The organism is Geodermatophilus sp. SYSU D00815, from assembly GCF_054050035.1.
In genome coordinates, this window is the sequence record NZ_JBJGYO010000001.1 from 432868 (window position 1) to 448707 (window position 15840).

At 74.2% G+C, this 15840-nt stretch carries 14 protein-coding genes; 7 read left to right on the forward strand and 7 right to left on the reverse strand.

Features of this window, described 5'->3' with window-relative positions:
- Positions 1 to 197: 197 nt before the first annotated feature.
- Entirely contained in the window at positions 198 to 1418 is a 1221-nt protein-coding gene (locus ACI78S_RS02140; RefSeq protein ID WP_456970547.1) for an acetyl-CoA C-acetyltransferase, read from the reverse strand.
- A gap of 88 nt (positions 1419 to 1506) precedes the next feature.
- Entirely contained in the window at positions 1507 to 2562 is a 1056-nt protein-coding gene (locus ACI78S_RS02145) for an SGNH/GDSL hydrolase family protein (RefSeq protein ID WP_456970548.1), read from the reverse strand.
- Between the two features lie 36 nt (positions 2563 to 2598).
- Here ACI78S_RS02145 and ACI78S_RS02150 point away from each other — a divergent pair, with 36 nt between their 5' ends.
- Complete coding sequence (locus ACI78S_RS02150) at positions 2599 to 3972, forward strand: DUF2252 domain-containing protein (RefSeq protein ID WP_456970549.1); 1374 nt, start codon at positions 2599 to 2601, stop codon at positions 3970 to 3972.
- On the opposite strand, the gene ACI78S_RS02155 is transcribed toward ACI78S_RS02150, so the two are convergent.
- The 3 genes from ACI78S_RS02155 to ACI78S_RS02165 all read right to left on the reverse strand — a co-directional run bounded on the left by ACI78S_RS02155 (position 3958) and on the right by ACI78S_RS02165 (position 7964).
- Positions 3958 to 4422 carry a GNAT family N-acetyltransferase gene (locus ACI78S_RS02155; RefSeq protein WP_456970550.1) on the reverse strand — a complete coding sequence of 155 codons (465 nt, stop codon included), beginning with the start codon at positions 4420 to 4422 and terminating at the stop codon, positions 3958 to 3960. The two genes, ACI78S_RS02150 and ACI78S_RS02155, sit on opposite strands and share 15 nt — an antisense overlap.
- 100 nt (positions 4423 to 4522) lie before the next feature.
- Positions 4523 to 6511: a VWA domain-containing protein gene (locus tag ACI78S_RS02160; protein ID WP_456970551.1), complete on the reverse strand. Its 1989-nt coding sequence runs from the start codon at positions 6509 to 6511 to the stop codon at positions 4523 to 4525.
- 1 nt (position 6512) lies between these two features.
- Positions 6513 to 7964, reverse strand: coding sequence for a sigma 54-interacting transcriptional regulator (locus tag ACI78S_RS02165; protein ID WP_456970552.1), 1452 nt, complete (start codon positions 7962 to 7964; stop codon positions 6513 to 6515).
- A 71-nt stretch (positions 7965 to 8035) separates the two neighbouring features.
- Between ACI78S_RS02165 and ilvA the strand changes: the two genes are divergently transcribed.
- From ilvA to ACI78S_RS02185, 4 genes are all read left to right on the forward strand, one after another.
- Positions 8036 to 9259, forward strand: a complete 1224-nt coding sequence (ilvA, locus tag ACI78S_RS02170; RefSeq protein ID WP_456970553.1) for a threonine ammonia-lyase — start codon at positions 8036 to 8038, stop codon at positions 9257 to 9259.
- 110 nt (positions 9260 to 9369) lie between these two features.
- Positions 9370 to 10365 carry an ATP-binding cassette domain-containing protein gene (locus ACI78S_RS02175; protein WP_456970554.1) on the forward strand — a complete coding sequence of 332 codons (996 nt, stop codon included), beginning with the start codon at positions 9370 to 9372 and terminating at the stop codon, positions 10363 to 10365.
- On the forward strand, positions 10362 to 11165 hold the full coding sequence (locus ACI78S_RS02180; protein WP_456970555.1) for an ABC transporter permease: 804 nt from the start codon (positions 10362 to 10364) through the stop codon (positions 11163 to 11165). Before ACI78S_RS02175 ends, ACI78S_RS02180 begins: the two co-directional genes overlap by 4 nt.
- Before the next feature lie 160 nt (positions 11166 to 11325).
- On the forward strand, positions 11326 to 13371 hold the full coding sequence (locus ACI78S_RS02185; protein WP_456970556.1) for a M3 family metallopeptidase: 2046 nt from the start codon (positions 11326 to 11328) through the stop codon (positions 13369 to 13371).
- Between the two features lie 167 nt (positions 13372 to 13538).
- Here the strand turns inward: ACI78S_RS02185 and ACI78S_RS02190 are convergent, their stop codons facing one another.
- Positions 13539 to 13868, reverse strand: coding sequence for an RNHCP domain-containing protein (locus ACI78S_RS02190; protein ID WP_456970557.1), 330 nt, complete (start codon positions 13866 to 13868; stop codon positions 13539 to 13541).
- Positions 13869 to 13871: 3 nt separating this feature from the next.
- Positions 13872 to 14375, reverse strand: coding sequence for a transcription elongation factor GreA (greA, locus tag ACI78S_RS02195; RefSeq protein ID WP_456970558.1), 504 nt, complete (start codon positions 14373 to 14375; stop codon positions 13872 to 13874).
- Positions 14376 to 14623: 248 nt separating this feature from the next.
- On the opposite strand from greA, the gene mca reads away from it, so the two are divergent.
- Both mca and ACI78S_RS02205 read left to right on the forward strand, forming a co-directional pair.
- Positions 14624 to 15511 (forward strand): mycothiol conjugate amidase Mca, encoded by an 888-nt coding sequence (mca, locus tag ACI78S_RS02200; RefSeq protein WP_456970559.1) that lies wholly within the window; start codon positions 14624 to 14626, stop codon positions 15509 to 15511.
- A complete protein-coding gene (locus ACI78S_RS02205) occupies positions 15508 to 15828 on the forward strand; it encodes a hypothetical protein (protein WP_456970560.1) in 321 nt (106 codons plus the stop codon). The genes mca and ACI78S_RS02205 overlap by 4 nt, the downstream gene beginning before the upstream one ends.
- Positions 15829 to 15840 lie beyond the last annotated feature (12 nt).

A 15840-nucleotide genomic window follows, 5' to 3' on the forward strand; every position in this document is an offset into this window, starting at 1 on the left:
CGGCCTGTCCGGGGCGCTCGCCCGCCCCGCTCCCGGGGTCGAACTCGTGCACCCGGGGTGCGGCAGGCCTCCCGGGGCGCGAGATCGACCCCGGGAGGAGGCTCTCGCGGCCGGGTCGGTCCCCGTGATCATGGCGTCGCGACCGCCAGGAACGCTGGTCCGGTCGTTGCGGCGCGTGATCGCCGCCGGGACGCGCCTCAGCTGAGGCGCTCGACCACCATCGCCATGCCCTGGCCGCCACCGACGCACATGGTCTCCAGGCCGAAGGTCGCGTCCCGGGTCTGCAGGCCGTTGATCAGCGTGCCGGTGATGCGGGCGCCGGTCATGCCGAACGGGTGGCCGACGGCGATGGCGCCGCCGTGCACGTTCAGCTTGTCGATGTCGATGCCCAGGTCGCGGTAGCTCGGGATGACCTGCGCGGCGAACGCCTCGTTGATCTCGACCAGGTCGATGTCGTCGATCGTCATGCCGGCCAGCTCCAGCGCCCGCTGCGACGCCGCCACCGGGCCGTAGCCCATGATCTCCGGCGACAGGCCGGTGACCGCGGTGGAGACGATGCGGGCCAGCGGGGTGAGGCCCAGCTCGCGCGCCTTGGTGTCGCTCATGACGACGACCGCGGCGGCGCCGTCGTTGAGCGGGCAGGCGTTGCCCGCCGTCACCCGGCCGTCGGGCCGGAACACCGGCTTGAGCTGGGAGACGCCCTCGAGCGTCACGCCCGGCCGCGGGCCGTCGTCCTTGCTGACCACGGTGCCGTCGGGCAGCGTGACCGGGGTGATCTCCCGCTCCCAGAAACCGTCGGCGATCGCCTGCTCGGCGAGGTTCTGGCTGCGGACGGCGAACTCGTCCATCTCCTGCCGCGAGACGTCCTTGAGCAGCGCGAGGTTCTCGGCGGTCTGCCCCATCGCGATGTAGATGTCGGGGATCTCGCCGCTCTCGCGCGGGTCGGTCCACGAGTCGGCGCCGCTCTCGGCCACCTTGGCCACGCGGGCCTGGGCGTCGGCGAAGACGGGGTTGTGCGTGTCGGGCAGGGAGTCGGAGTTGCCCTTCACGAACCGCGACACCATCTCCACGCCGGCGGAGATGAACACGTCGCCCTCGCCGGCCTTGATCGCGTGCAGGGCCATCCGGGTGGTCTGCAGCGACGAGGAGCAGTAGCGGGTGATCGTCGTCCCGGGCAGGTGGTCCATGCCCAGCAGGACGGCGACCACGCGACCCATGTTGTAGCCCTGCTCGCCGCCGGGCAGGCCGCAGCCGAGCATCAGGTCGTCGATGTCGGCGGGGTCGAGCGCGGGCACCTTGTCCAGCGCCGCGCGCACGACGGTGGCGGTGAGGTCGTCGGGCCGGAGGTCCTTGAGCGACCCCTTGAAGGCACGACCGATCGGCGAGCGCGCGGTCGCGACGATGACTGCTTCGGGCACGGGGCCTCCCAGGGGTGCGGGCTCCGACGGTGGAGCGCCGGACGGCGGATCACCCGCGAAACTACCCCCGGGTAGCCCGCGCCGGGCCTCAACCCCCGACCGAGGCCTCGGCGGCCTGCTCGGCCTGTTCGGGCGTGGGCAGTTCGGTCGGCCGCCGCCGGCGCAGCAGCGCCCACGGCCCGCGGGGGCCGGTGCCGGAGCCGCGCACCTCGGTGGCCCGCACCTCGGTGCCCGGGCGGCTGGCCGCGCGCGCGGCCGCCTGGGCGACCGGCCGCACCGACTCGCGGCGCAGCGGGCCGCGGGGGCGGTCGGCCGCGGCCGGCCACACCCCGACGGCGTCGGCGATCGAGGGGAGCAGGCAGGCCGCGGCGGCCGCGTACCCCGCGGCGCTGGGGTGGAACTCGTCGGAGCTGAAGAGGGTGCGGTCGGAGGCGAACGTCGGCCCGAGGACCGACCCCAGCGAGACGGTGCGCCCGCCGGCGGCCACCACGGCGATCGTCTGCGCGGCCGCCATCTGCCGGCTCCACCGGCGGGCCAGCAGCCGCAGCGGCTGGCCGATCGGACGGATGGTGCCGAGGTCGGGGCAGGTGCCGACGACGACCTGGCAGCCCGCCTCGGTCAGCCGCGACACCGCGTCGGCGAGGTGGCGCACCGACACCGCCGGCCGGGTGCGGCTGGTGACGTCGTTCGCGCCGACCATGATCATGGCGACGTCGGGCTGCTCGGCCAGGGCCTTGGAGACCTGCTCGTCGAGGTCGCGGGAGACCGCACCGGACACCGCGAGCCGCACCAGGCGGACCGGGCGCTCGGCGAGCTCGGCCAGCGCCGCGGCGATGAGCACGCCCGGCGTCTCGGCGGGCCGCTCGACGCCCAGACCCACCGCGCTGGAGTCGCCCAGGACGGCGAAGACGATCGGCTTGCCGCGCCCGCGGCCGTAGACGCCGTCGCCCGACGGGGGGTCCTCCTTGGCGGTGCGCGCCTCCACCCGGCGGCGGGCCGAGCGGGCCTGCTCCCGCAGCAGGGCGAGCAGGCCGGCACCGAGCAGCCCGACGCCACCCCCGCCGTAGGCAGCCCCCGCTGCCAGCCGTCGTGCCACGCTCGCCCGCGTCACGCCGCCCCCGTCCTCGTCGTCGGGTCGTTCCACCTGCCCCGCAGGTTATCGGCCCCCTACGGTGGCCCCGTGCCGTCGTCCCCCGTACCGGTGTCACCCGAGCAGGCCGAGGACCGCAGCAGGGTGATCGTCGACGTCCTCGTCGACGCCTTCGCCGACCTGATGCGCGCCGATGCCGACGCCTTCCGGACCAAGTTCCGGAAGATGGCCGCCGACCCGTTCGCGTTCTACCGCGGCTCCGCCTGCCTGTTCTACGCCGACATGGCGACGCTCGAGGACCGCTGGTGCGACGAGCGGACGGCGCGCGTGTGGATCCAGGGTGACCTGCACGCCGAGAACTTCGGCACCTACATGGACGGCTCCGGCCGGATCGTGTTCGACGTCAACGACTTCGACGAGGCCTACCTCGGGCACGTCAGCTGGGACCTGCGCCGCTTCGCCGCCAGCTTCGCCCTCCTGGCCTGGCGCAAGGCGCTCTCCGACGACGTCATCGAGGAACTGCTGCGCCGCTACCTGACCGCCTACCTCGACCAGGTGGAGGCGTTCACGCACTCCGACGAGGACCGCTCCTTCGCCCTCGTGCGCGAGAACACCGACGGCGCGGTGCACGACGTGATCCTCGAGACCAGCGCCCGCACCCGGATCGCCCTGCTCGACCGGCTCACCGTCGTCGAGCGGTTCGAGCGCCGCTTCGCCGACAGCCCGCGCAACCGCCGCCTCGACGACGCCGAGCGCGAGGAGGTGCTGGCCGCCGTCGAGCGCTACCGGCAGACCGTGCACCCGCCGGCGCGGCGGCGCGACGTCGCCTACGAGGTCAAGGACGTCGTCGGCACCGGCGGGTTCGGGATCGGCAGCGCGGGCCTGCCCGCCTACAACGTGCTGCTCGAGGGCTACGACCAGGCGCTGGAGAACGACGTCGTCCTGTCGATCAAGCAGGGCAACGTCGCCGCGCCCAGCCGGATCGTGACCGACCCGGAGATCCGGGGCTACTTCGACCACGAGGGGCACCGGACGGCGACCAGCCGGCGGGCGCTGCAGGCGCACACCTCGCAGTTCGTCGGGTGGACCGAGATCCGCGGGGTCGGCTTCGGCGTCGCCGAGCTCTCGCCCTACGAGGTCGACTTCGACTGGGAGGACCTCACCGAGCCGGCCGAGATGCGCCCGGTGATGACCCAGCTGGGCCGGGCCACAGCGAAGATGCACTGCGTCGGGGACGCCGACAGCGACCACACGCTGGTGCCCGGCCAGACGGAGGAGGCCATCACGGCCATGATCGGCGACCGGCGCGAGGAGTTCCTCGCCGACCTCGTCGAGTTCGCGCACTCCTACGCCCGGCGCACGCAGGAGGACCACCGGCTGTTCGTCGACGCCTTCCGCGCCGGCGTGATCCCCGGGGTCAGCTCCAGCGGCCCCGAGCCGGTGGCGGTCTCAGCGGATCGGTAGCTCGATCAGCATGCCGCGGTGCGGGCCGACCGGGCGCAGGTCGTACTCGTCGGTGACGACGGTGAAACCGATCCGCTCGTAGAAGCCGACGGCGGCCTTGCGGGCGTCGCACCACACCAGCTGGGCGCCCATCGCCGAGACCCGCACCAGCCCGTCGGCCACCAGCGCCCGCCCGACCCCGCGCCCGCGCACCCGCGGGTCGGTGGCCATGCCGCGCAGCTGCCAGGAGCCCTCGGTGTCGCGCCACGGGCAGTCCCGCGGGTGGAACCGGACGACGCCGACGATCTCGCCGCCGTCGAGCCGGGCGGCGAGGTGCAGGGTGTACGGGGCGTCGTCCTCCTCGATCTCCGGTGACCGGCCCTCGCGGAGCTCCTGCATGCGCAGCGGGTAGGTGGCGGCGGCGTCGACCTTCTCGATGGTGATGGTGCCGGTCAGGGAGTCGGAGCTCACTCGCACAGTGTCCCCGACACCCCATCGCCTCGGCCGGAGGTGGGCCCCGTCCAGGGGACCGCCCCGAGCCTGGGAGGGGTGGGGAGGACGGGCTCCTCTCTCAGCGGGCGCGGCGCCCCCGGCGGGTCCTGAGGTAGTCGGCGACGACGTACTCGCCCAGCCGCTCGCTGTCGGGGGTGAACACCCGGCCGCCGGCGCGCTGGGTGAGGTCGTGGACGAAGTGCACCAGCCCCGGGTCGGGGTCGAGGGCGAAGACGTTCACCGTGGCGCCCGACCGGGCCACCCGCTCCACCTCGGCGACGGTGCGGGCGATCGTCTCGGGCATCGGCGGCCAGCAGAAGAACGGCGTCCCGTCGTCCTCCAGGTGGGCGGTGGGCTCGCCGTCGGTGACGATCAGGACCACCGGCTCGGCGTCGCGGTGGTGGGCGAGGAACCGGCGGGCCAGCATCAGGCCGTGCTGCAGGTTGGTGCCCTGCAGCGTGTCCACCGACAGCTCGGCCAGCGTCTCGGGCCGCAGCACCTGCGCCGTCGAGGAGAACCCGATGATCTGGATGGCGTCCTGCGGGAACCGCGTGGTCACCAGCGAGTGCAGGGCCATCGCCGTCGACTTCGCCGCGCCCCACGTGCCGCGCAGCGCCATCGAGTAGGAGAGGTCGACCAGCAGCGCGACGGCGGCGCCGGTGCGCCGCTCGGTCTCGACCACCTCGAAGTCCTCGACGGCGATGCGCACCCGCCGGTCGTCCTGCGCGCGGGGCTCGGCGGCGGTGCGCAGGACGGCGTTCTTCACCGTCCGGACGACGTCGAGCGGCTGCTCGTCGCCGAAGCGCCACTCCCGCGAGCTCCCGGTGAGCTCCCCGGCCGCACCGGCGTCGGCCACGTCGTGCTCGCCGCGGCCGGTCGCGGTCAGCTTGGCGAACACCCGGCGCAGCGCGGTCGCGCCGAGCCGGCGCACCGCCTTGGGGGAGAGCTCCAGCTTGCCGTCGGAGCGGTTGAGGTAGCCCTGCCGTTCCAGCTCCCGCTCCAGCTGGCGCAGCGCGGCGAGGTCGTCGACGGCGTCGCGGCCGAGCGCCCGCTCGAGCAGCTCCTCGTCGACGTCGGCCAGCGACGCGCCGGCGTAGCCCTGGGAGAGCTGGTTGGACAGCGCCTCCAGGTCGGCCAGCTCGGCGACCGCCGTCGTCGCGTCGCCGAGGCCGAGCGACTCGGCGCCGTCCGGGACCTGACCGCGCTGGCCCCACGGCAGGTCCGGCCGGGCCTGCCGCAGGGCGTCCTGCAGGTGCGCCATCTCGCTGGCCAGGCCCATGTCCTGCATGGTCTGGGCCATCAGGTCGGCCAGCTCCGCCCGCTGCTCGGGCGACATCCCGGCCATCATCCGCTCCTGCGCGGCCGCCCGGCGGGCGAGGGAGTCGATCAGCTCGTCGACCGACTGCGGGTCGTCCGGGAAGAACTGGCCGTGCCGGTCCATGAAGTCGCGGAACTGCTGGTCGGTGTCCTCCCCGCGGTTGTGCGCGTCGAGGAGGTTGGACAGGTCGGCGACCATGTCCTTGACCGCCTGCATGTCCTCCGGGCTGGCGTTCTCCAGCGCCTGCTTCATCGAGGAGAAGGAGCTGTCGAGCACCTCGCGGCGCAGCAGGTCCTGGATCTGCTCGTAGGCCTGCCGGGCCTCGGCCGAGCGCCACGGGTACTCCTTGAGCGCCCGGACGGCGCCGGCGGTGTCCTCGGGCAGCGCGTCGAGCTCGGCCTCGGCGAGCCGGGCGGCGTCGTCGGGGTCGGGGAACAGCTCCCGCCGCTCGGCCTCCAGCGCCCGGTCGAGCAGCTCGCGGACCTCCTGCAGGGTGCCGTCCATCCGCCCCGCCGTGCGGGCCTGGCGCAGCCGGTCGCGGACCGAGCGGCGCAGCTCGTCCAGGCCGCGCCGGCCCTGCATGCCGCGGCGCAGCAGCTCGCGCAGCGCCTCCCGCACCCCGCTGCCGCCGAGCACGGAGTCGCCGATCTCGTCGACGGCGTCGCCGAGGTCGTAGGGCGGGGCGAGGGGGTCGGGCCCGCCGCGCCACCGGCCGTACCGGTAGCCGCGGCCGCCGCGTGCGCGCGCCACCTCAGGCCCCGTACACGGTGCGGGTGCCGTCGGTGTCCTTGGCCAACCGGCGGGTGAGGTAGAGCCCCTCGAGGGCGAACTCCACCGCCGCGGCCGCCTGCTCCGCCGACTGCTCGCCCTCCGGCACGCCGAGCCGGCCGAGCAGCTCGGCCAGCTTGGGGATCGTGCCGAGCTGGCCGAGCAGCGCGGCCGCCGGCACCAGCTCGCCGGACTCGACGGTCTCCCCGCCGGTGAAGTGCTCCTGCAGGCCGGTCAGGTCCAGCCCGGCGCAGCGGGCCCGGAAGGTCTGCGCCGTCGCCTGCCGCAGCAGGTGCTCGAGCACCTCGAGCTCGCGCTCGTCGTCGGGGTCGGCCCCGGCGTCGGCGAACTCCACCTTGCCGCGGCTGGCCGGGACGATGCTCGGCAGGTCGACCACCCGCGCCACCGGCCGGGGCTCCCCGGCGACGGCGGCCCGGCGGACGGCGGAGGCGGCGATCGTCTCCAGCCCGGCGATGGCGAACCGGGCGCTGACGCCGGAGCGCTGGTCGACGTGGCTGGACTCGCGCACCAGCCGGGTGTAGCGGGCGACGATCTCGAGCAGGTGCTCGGGGACGAGGGGGGTGTCGAGCTGCGTGGCGCCCCAGGAGGTGAGTGCCTCCTGGCGGAGCAGCCGGACCTCGTCGGCGAGCTCGAGCGGGTAGTGCGTGCGCACCTCGGCGCCGAAGCGGTCCTTGAGGGGCGTGATGATCCGCCCGCGGTTGGTGTAGTCCTCGGGGTTGGCGCTGGCCACCAGCAGCAGGTCCAGCGGCAGCCGCACGCGGTAGCCGCGGATCTGGATGTCGCGCTCCTCCAGCACGTTGAGCAGCGCGACCTGGATCCGCTCGGCGAGGTCGGGGAGCTCGTTGACGCTGAAGATCCCGCGGTTGGTGCGGGGGACCAGGCCGTAGTGGACGGTCTCGGGGTCGCCGAGGGTGCGTCCCTCGGCCACCTTGATCGGGTCGACGTCGCCGATGAGGTCCCCGACGCTGGTGTCGGGGGTGGCCAGCTTCTCGCCGAACCGCTCGCTGCGGTGCAGCCAGCCGACGGGGGTGGCGTCCCCGTGCTCGGCGAGCTGCCGGAGCGCCCAGACGCTGACCGGGTGCAGCGGGTGCTCGTTGAGCTCGCTGCCGGCGAGCACGGGGGTCCACTCGTCGAGCAGCCCGACGAGGGTGCGGATCAGCCGGGTCTTGCCCTGGCCGCGCTCGCCCAGCAGGACGAGGTCGTGACCGGCGATCAGGGCCCGCTCGACCTCCGGGACGACGGTGTCCTCGAAGCCGACGATGCCGGGCAGGGTGGGCTCACCCGCGGCGAGGCGGGCGAGCAGGTTGGCGCGCAGTTCGGCCTTGACCGTGCGGTAGGTCGCCCCGCCGGCGCGGAGCTCGCCGAGGGTGGTGGGCGCGGGAGGGGTGGACTGCTGGGAAGCCGGGTCCGTCACCCCCGCCACGGTACGACGCGGAGGTGGCTCCGGTCACCGGTCCGGAGCTCCTCCGGTGCGAGGATCGGCGGGTGCCCGCAGCCGACGTGCCCTTGGTCAGCGGCGCCGACGTCGAGGCCGCCGCCGCGCTGCTCGACGGCGTCGTCCGCCGGACGCCGCTGGAGCACTCGCGCGGGCTGGCCGAGCGGGTCGGCGGTCCGGTCTGGCTGAAGTGCGAGAACCTCCAGCGCACCGGCTCGTTCAAGATCCGCGGGGCGTACACGCGGATCGCGCGCCTCACCCCGGAGGAGCGCGCGCGGGGGGTGGTGGCGGCCAGCGCCGGCAACCACGCGCAGGGCGTGGCGCTGGCCGCGCAGCTGCTGGGTGCGCGGGCCACCGTCTTCATGCCCGAGACGGCGCCGCTGCCGAAGGTGGCCGCCACGCGGTCCTACGGCGCGCGCATCCACCTGCTCGGGCAGACCCTGGCCGAGCCGCTCGTCGCCGCGGCCGAGCACGCCGAGCGCACCGGCGCGGTCTTCATCCACCCCTTCGAGCACCCCGACGTGATCGCCGGGCAGGGCACGGTCGGACTCGAGGTCCTCGACCAGTGCCCCGACACCGCGACCGTCGTGGTCTGCGCCGGCGGCGGCGGGCTCGTCTCCGGCGTCGCGGCCGCGGTGCGCAGCCGCCGACCGGGCGTGCGGGTGGTGGCGGTGCAGGCCGAGGGCGCGGCGGCCTTCCCCGGGTCGCTGGCCGCGGGCCGGCCGGTGCCGCTGCCGGCCATGGCGACGATGGCCGACGGGATCGCCGTCCCCGCCCCGGGCGAGCTGACGTTCGCCCACGTCAGCGGCCTGGTCGACGAGGTGCGCACGGTCAGCGAGGAGGACCTCTCGCGGGCGCTGCTGTTCTGCCTGGAGCGGGCCAAGCTGGTCGTCGAGCCCGCCGGGGTGGCCGCCGTCGCCGCCGTCCTGGCCGATCCGGCGGCGTTCGCGCCCCCGGTGACCGCGGTGGTCTCGGGCGGCAACATCGACCCAGTCCTGCTGCTCAAGGTCGTGCAGCACGGCATGGCCGCGGCCGGGCGCTACCTGTCGCTGCGGCTGCGGGTGCCCGACCGCCCGGGCTCGCTCGCCGCCGTCCTCGCCGAGCTCGCCGCGGTCGGCGCCAACGTGCTGGAGGTCGAGCACGAGCGGACGGCGACCCGGCTGGACCTCGGCGAGGTCGAGGTCTTCGTGGTGCTGGAGACCCGCGGACCGGACCACGCGGCGGAGGTGACCGCCGCGCTGGTGCGGGCCGGCTACTCCCCGGCGCCGGAGTGAGGCCGATGAGTTCCGGTTGACCGGGGCGTCTGCACGGTCATGGAGTTCTCGGTACGCCCCTCGCGAAAAGCGGTCGGAAACGGTCACCCCCCGGGCCTACGGTCCTGCGCATGACCGACGCGATCGTCGTCGACGGCCTGGTCAAGCGCTTCGGCGACACGACAGCACTGAACGGTGTGGACCTCACGGTCACCGAGGGCAGCGTCCTCGGCCTGCTCGGCCCCAACGGGGCGGGCAAGACGACCGTGGTCCGCATCCTGACGACCCTCCTGCAGCCCGACGCCGGGCGCGCGGAGGTGGTGGGTCTCGACGTGGTGCGGGACGCCGACCGGGTCCGGGCGGCCATCGGGCTGACCGGCCAGTACGCCGCGGTCGACGAGTACCTCACCGGCCTCGAGAACCTCGAGATGGTGGGCCGGCTCTACCGGTTGCCCAAGAAGGAGGCGCGCACGCGGGCGGGGGAGCTGCTCGAGCGCTTCGACCTCACCGGCGCGGCCGACCGGCCGGCCAAGACCTACTCCGGCGGCATGCGCCGGCGGCTCGACATCGCCGCCTCGCTCATCGCCCGGCCCCGGGTGCTCTTCCTCGACGAGCCGACCACGGGTCTGGACCCGCGCAGCCGCCTCTCGATGTGGGAGTTCATCGCCGACCTCGCCGACGGCGGGACGACGATCCTGCTCACCACGCAGTACCTGGAGGAGGCCGACCGCCTCGCCGACCGCATGGTGGTGATCGACCACGGCCGGGTCATCGCCCGTGGCACCGCCGACGAGCTCAAGGCGCAGGTGGGCGGCCAGCGGCTGGAGTTCACGGTCACCAGCGCCGCGATGCTGCCCGACGTCGCCGAGCGGCTGCGCCCGCTGGCCGTCGACGAGCCGCGGATCGACGAGCAGGTCCGGCGGCTCACCGTGCCGGTGCGCGGCGGCACCGAGGTCCTCGCCGAGGCGCTGCGCCTGCTGGAGGGCGGCGACGCCGAGCTGGTCGACGCGGGGCTGCGCCGGCCCGACCTCGACGACGTCTTCCTCACGCTCACCGGGCACGCCGCCGAGAACGGCACCGGAGCCGGTGAGCCCGAGCCGGCCTCCGCCGGGGGAGGTGCGCGATGAGCGCGTTGACCGCGACGCTGTCCGACAGCGCCGTCATCACCAAGCGCAACCTGATCAAGGTCAAGCGGGTCCCCGACCTGCTGGTCTTCGCGACGCTGTCGCCGATCATGTTCGTCCTGCTGTTCCGCTACGTGTTCGGCGGCGCGATCGCGGTCCCGGGCGACATCAGCTACGCGGAGTTCCTCCTGCCGGGCATCTTCGCCCAGACGGTGGTCTTCGGGTCGACGATCACCGGCTACAGCCTCGCCGAGGACCTGCAGAAGGGGTTGATCGACCGGTTCCGCTCGCTGCCGATGTCCCGCGCCGCCGTGCTCGTCGGCCGCACCGTCGCCGACGCGGCGGTCAACGTCATCTCCATCGCGGTGATGGCCGTGACCGGCCTGATCGTCGGGTGGCGGATCAACACCTCGGTGCTCGAGGCGGCGGGCGGCTTCCTGCTCCTGCTGCTGTTCGCCTTCGCGATCTCTTGGTTGATGGCGCTGGTCGGTCTCGTGGTGCGGACGCCGGAGGTCGTGAACAACGCGAGCTTCATCGTCATCTTCCCGTTGACCTTCATCTCCAACGCGTTCGTGCCGCTCGAGAGCCTGCCCTCGGTGCTGCGGACGTTCGCGGAGTGGAACCCGGTGTCGACGCTGGTGCAGGCCGCGCGTGAGCTCTTCGGCAACACGCTGGGCCCGCCGCCCTCCGACGCCTGGTCGATGCAGAACGCGGCGCTCTACACGCTGATCTGGGTCGTGCTCATCCTGGCGGTGTTCGTGCCGCTGTCGGTGCGCGCCTACCGGCGGGCCGCCAGCCGCTGAGCGCCCCGTCCGGGCCGCGACGACGACGGTCTCGACGTCGTCGCGGCCCGGCGGTGGCCTCCGCCGGCGCCCGGACGGCGGCGCGGCCGCGCACCCCGCGGACGCCCGAGCCGGTGGCCGGTGCGCGCCCGTGGCCGCGGCAGGCGCAGGATGGGCGTCGATGAGCGCCGAGATCCCCGCCGACAACCCGCTGGCCGCCCCCTCCGACCTGCCGTTCCGGCTGCCGCCGTTCGCCGACATCACGCTGGAGCACTGCCGCGAGGCGCTGCTGGCCGGCATGGCGCAGCAGCGAGCGGAGGTCGCCGCGATCGTCGACTCCGACGAGCCGCCGACCTTCGAGAACACCGTCGTGGCGCTGGAGCGCTCCGGTGAGCTGCTCACCCGCGCCGGCCTGGTGTTCGGCAACCTCGCCTCCTCGCTGTCGACGCCGCGGCTGCGGGAGATCGAGCGGGAGCTGGCCCCGCTGGAGGCCGCGCACGCCGACGCGCTGCGGCTCGACCCCGCGCTGTTCGCCCGCATCGACGCCGTCCACGCGGGGCGGCACGAGGCGGGGCTGGACGACGAGGCGGTGCGGCTGGTCGAGCGCTACCACCTCGACTTCGTGCTCTCCGGCGCCCAGCTCGACGAGGCCGGCCGGGCCCGGCTGACCGAGCTGAACCAGCAGCTGGCCGAGCTGTCGACGACGTTCGGTCAGAACCTGCAGATGGCCACCGAGGCCGCCGCCGTCCTGGTCGCGGACGCCGCCGAGCTCGAGGGGCTGGGCGAGGAGGAGATCGCCGCCGCGGCGGCCGCCGCGGCCGACCGCGGCCAGGACGGTCACCTGCTCACCCTGCTGCTGCCCACCGGCCAGCCGGTGCTGGCCAAGCTGCGCGACCGCGAGCTGCGCCGCCGGGTCTTCGAGGCGTCCGTGTCGCGGGCGTCGTCCGGCGAGCACGACAACGGGCCGGTCGCCGCGCAGCTGGCGCGGGTCCGCGCGGAGCGTGCCCGGCTGCTCGGCTTCGACACCCACGCCGACCTGGTGGTCGCCGACCAGACCGCGCGCACGGTCGAGGCGGTCGACGCGATGCTGTCGTCGATGGTCGGCCCCTCGGTGGCCAACGCCGAGAAGGAGGCCGACGCGCTGCGCGAGGCCGCGGCCCGCGACGGCGTAGAGCTCGCCGCGTGGGACTGGGCGTTCTACAGCGAGCAGGTGCGCGCCGAGCGCTACGCCGTCGACAGCACGGCCCTGCGCCCCTGGTTCGAGCTGGACCGCGTGCTGGTCGACGGCGTCTTCGCCGCGGCGGAACGGCTCTACGGCTTCCGGTTCACCCCGCGGCCGGAGCTGCGGGGCTACCACCCCGACGTGCGGGTCTGGGAGGTCAGCGACGCCGACGGCGCTCCCGTGGGGCTCTACCTCGGCGACTTCCACGCCCGCGAGGGCAAGCGCGGCGGGGCGTGGATGAGCTCCTTCGTCACGCAGTCGCGGCTGCTCGGCACGCGGCCGGTGGTGCTGAACAACCTGAACGTCACCAAGCCCGCCGCGGGCCAGCCGACGCTGCTGACGCTCGACGAGGTCAACACGCTGTTCCACGAGTTCGGCCACGCGCTGCACGGGCTGATGTCCGACGTCACCTACCCGCGGTTCTCGGGCACCAGCGTGCCCCGCGACTTCGTCGAGTACCCGAGCCAGGTCAACGAGATGTGGGCGCTGTGGCCGGAGGTGCTGGCGCACTACGCCCGGCACGTCGAGACCGGTGAGCCGCTGCCGGCCAGCGTCGTCGAGGCGATCGACGCCGCGGCGCTGTGGGGCGAGGGCTTCGCGACGCTGGAGTACCTGGCGGCGACGCTGCTCGACCAGGCCTGGCACCGGATCACCCCGGAGACCGAGATCGGCGACCCGGCGGCGTTCGAGCGGGCCGCGCTGGAGAAGGCCGGCGTCGCCTCCGACCTCGTGCCCCCGCGCTACCGGACGACGTACTTCCAGCACGTCTTCGCGGGCGGCTACGCGGCCGGCTACTACAGCTACATCTGGTCGGAGGTCCTCGACGCCGACACCGTCGAGTGGTTCAAGGAGAACGGCGGGCTGCGCCGCGAGAACGGCGACGTCTTCCGCGAGCGCCTGCTCTCCCGGGGTGGCTCGGTGGACCCGCTGGCCGCCTTCCGCGCCGTCCGCGGCCGGGACGCCGACCCCGCACCGCTGCTGCGCCGCCGCGGCCTCGCCGCCTGAGAACGGACCCCGCTGCCCCGCACGCCTCGCTCGCTCGGCGCGGGCCCCTGCAGCGGGGCCCTGGGACGCCGGCTCCCGGGGGCGAACTCGTGCCGGCGGGGTCCTGCAGGAACCGGGGTCCGCGAGTTCGACCCCGGGAGTGGTCGAGGGCCGCGGCGCTCCGGGAGCTACAACCAGGGGAGCGTGAGCACCAGGTCGAGGTCGTCGGGGGCCTCGCCGTCGCGGACCAGCCGGTTGGGCTGGCGGTGGCCGCACGCGGTGCAGCGGTGGACCACCTGCCAGCCCTTGCCCGACTTCTCCACCAGTCCGATCGGCTCCATCAGCTCCCGGCAGTCGCTGGCCCGGTCACCGGGCAGGTCGTCGACGTGCCGCGACCACAGGCAGAACGGGCAGTGGTTGCGGTAGTGCCCGTCGGTGCTGGCCGGGACGTCGGCGGCGCAGTGCCCGCAGACGAACCCGGTGTTCTCCGCCCGCCGGGAGCGGACGTGCCCGCCCACCCGTCAGGGGACGAACGGCTCGACGGCGACCACGTCGACGGTGAGCTTGCGGCCGTTGGGCGCCTCGTAGGTCACCGAGTCGCCGGGCTTGGCGCCCATGATGGCCGAGCCCATCGCCGACTCGGGGGAGTAGACCGAGAGCTCGGTGGTCCCGGCGATCTCGCGGGAGCCCAGCAGGAACTTCTCGGTCTCGTCGTCGCCCTGGAACCTGATCGTGATGACCGTGCCGAGCTCGGCGGTGGTGGCCGTCTTCGGGGCGTCGCCGACGCGGGCCTTGCGCAGCAGCTCGGTGAGCTGCCGGATGCGGCCCTCCTGCTTGCCCTGCTCCTCCTTGGCGGCGTGGTACCCACCGTTCTCCCGGAGGTCCCCCTCCTCGCGGCGGGCGTTGATCTCCGCGGCCATGGCCGGCCGGTTCGCCACCAACTGGTCGAGCTCGGCCTTCAGCCGGTCGTGGGCCTCCTGGGTCAGCCAGATGCCCTGCTGCTGCTCGTCAGTGGGGGTCGACACGTGGGGTGCTCCTGAAAGTCGGGAAGCCGCCCCCCGAAGGGAACGGCCTCAGGTCGATCACGCCAAGCTAACACCGCCGTCCCAGCCGGTGCACAGCTCCGGACGGGCCCGCGGGACCGGCAACGATACTCCGCAGTGTCGTGACGAGCACCACTTTTCCTCCTCCCGGGGTACCCGAGCAGGGGGTTTCCCGACGGCGGTCCGCCGGCGTCCGCCGCCCCGTCCCCGCCGCGGGGGACAATGCCCTGGTGACCTCGCCCGACCAGCTGCGCCTGCTCGCCGTGCACGCCCATCCCGACGACGAGTCCAGCAAGGGCGCCGCCACCATGGCCCGGTACGTCGCCGAGGGCGCGCGCGTCCTGGTGGCCACGTGCACCGGCGGCGAGCGCGGATCGGTGCTCAACCCCGCCATGGACCGTCCCGACGTCTGGGAGCGGCTGCCGCAGATCCGCGTCGAGGAGATGGCGCGGGCCCGCGAGATCCTCGGCATCGAGCAGGAGTTCCTCGGCTTCGTCGACTCCGGCCTGCCCGAGGGCGACCCGCTGCCGCCGCTGCCCGAGGGCTGCTTCGCCCGCGTGCCCGTCGAGGAGGCGGCCGCGCCGCTGGTCGCGCTGATCCGCCGGTTCAAGCCGCAGGTCATCACCACCTACGACGAGAACGGCGGCTACCCGCACCCCGACCACATCAAGACCCACGAGGTCTCGGTGCACGCGTTCGAGGCCGCCGGCGACCCCGACCGCTACCCCGAGCTGGGCGAGCCCTGGCAGCCGAGCAAGCTCTACTACCACATGAGCTTCACCCTCGACCGCACGCGGGCGCTGCACGAGGCGATCCTCGCCCGGGGCCTCGAGTCGCCCTACGAGGAGTGGCTGGCCAACTGGGACCCGTCCCGCGACGTCTCCCACCGGGTCACCACCCGGGTGCCGTGCGCCGAGTACTTCGAGGTCCGCGACGCCGCGCTGATCGCCCACGCCACCCAGATCGACCCCGACGGCCGCTGGTTCGCCTGCCCGATCGAGGTGCAGCAGGAGATCTGGCCCACGGAGGACTACGAGCTCGCCCGCTCCCTGGTGGACTCGCCGGTGCCGGAGGACGATCTGTTCGCCGGCATCCGCAGCGAGGTGAGTGTCCGATGAACGTGCTCGCCGCCACCAACGAGCAGCTCCCCGAGGACGTCGGCAAGGCCGGTCCGCTCGGGCTGCTGCTCATCGTGCTGCTGCTCATCGCCGTCGTCCTGCTGGTGAAGTCGATGAGCCGGCACCTCAAGCGGGTGCCGCCGAGCTTCGACCCGGCCGACCGGGAGCCGCAGGTCGTCGTCCCCGACGACGCGGCGGAGCTGTTCGAGCAGCCCCGGGAGCCGGGGCAGGACCTGCTCGACACCCTCCGGCGGGCGCCCCGGGCGATCGAGCCGCCGCGCGAGCGCCGCCCCGCCGATCCCGACGCGCAGGGCTGACCGCACGGCCGG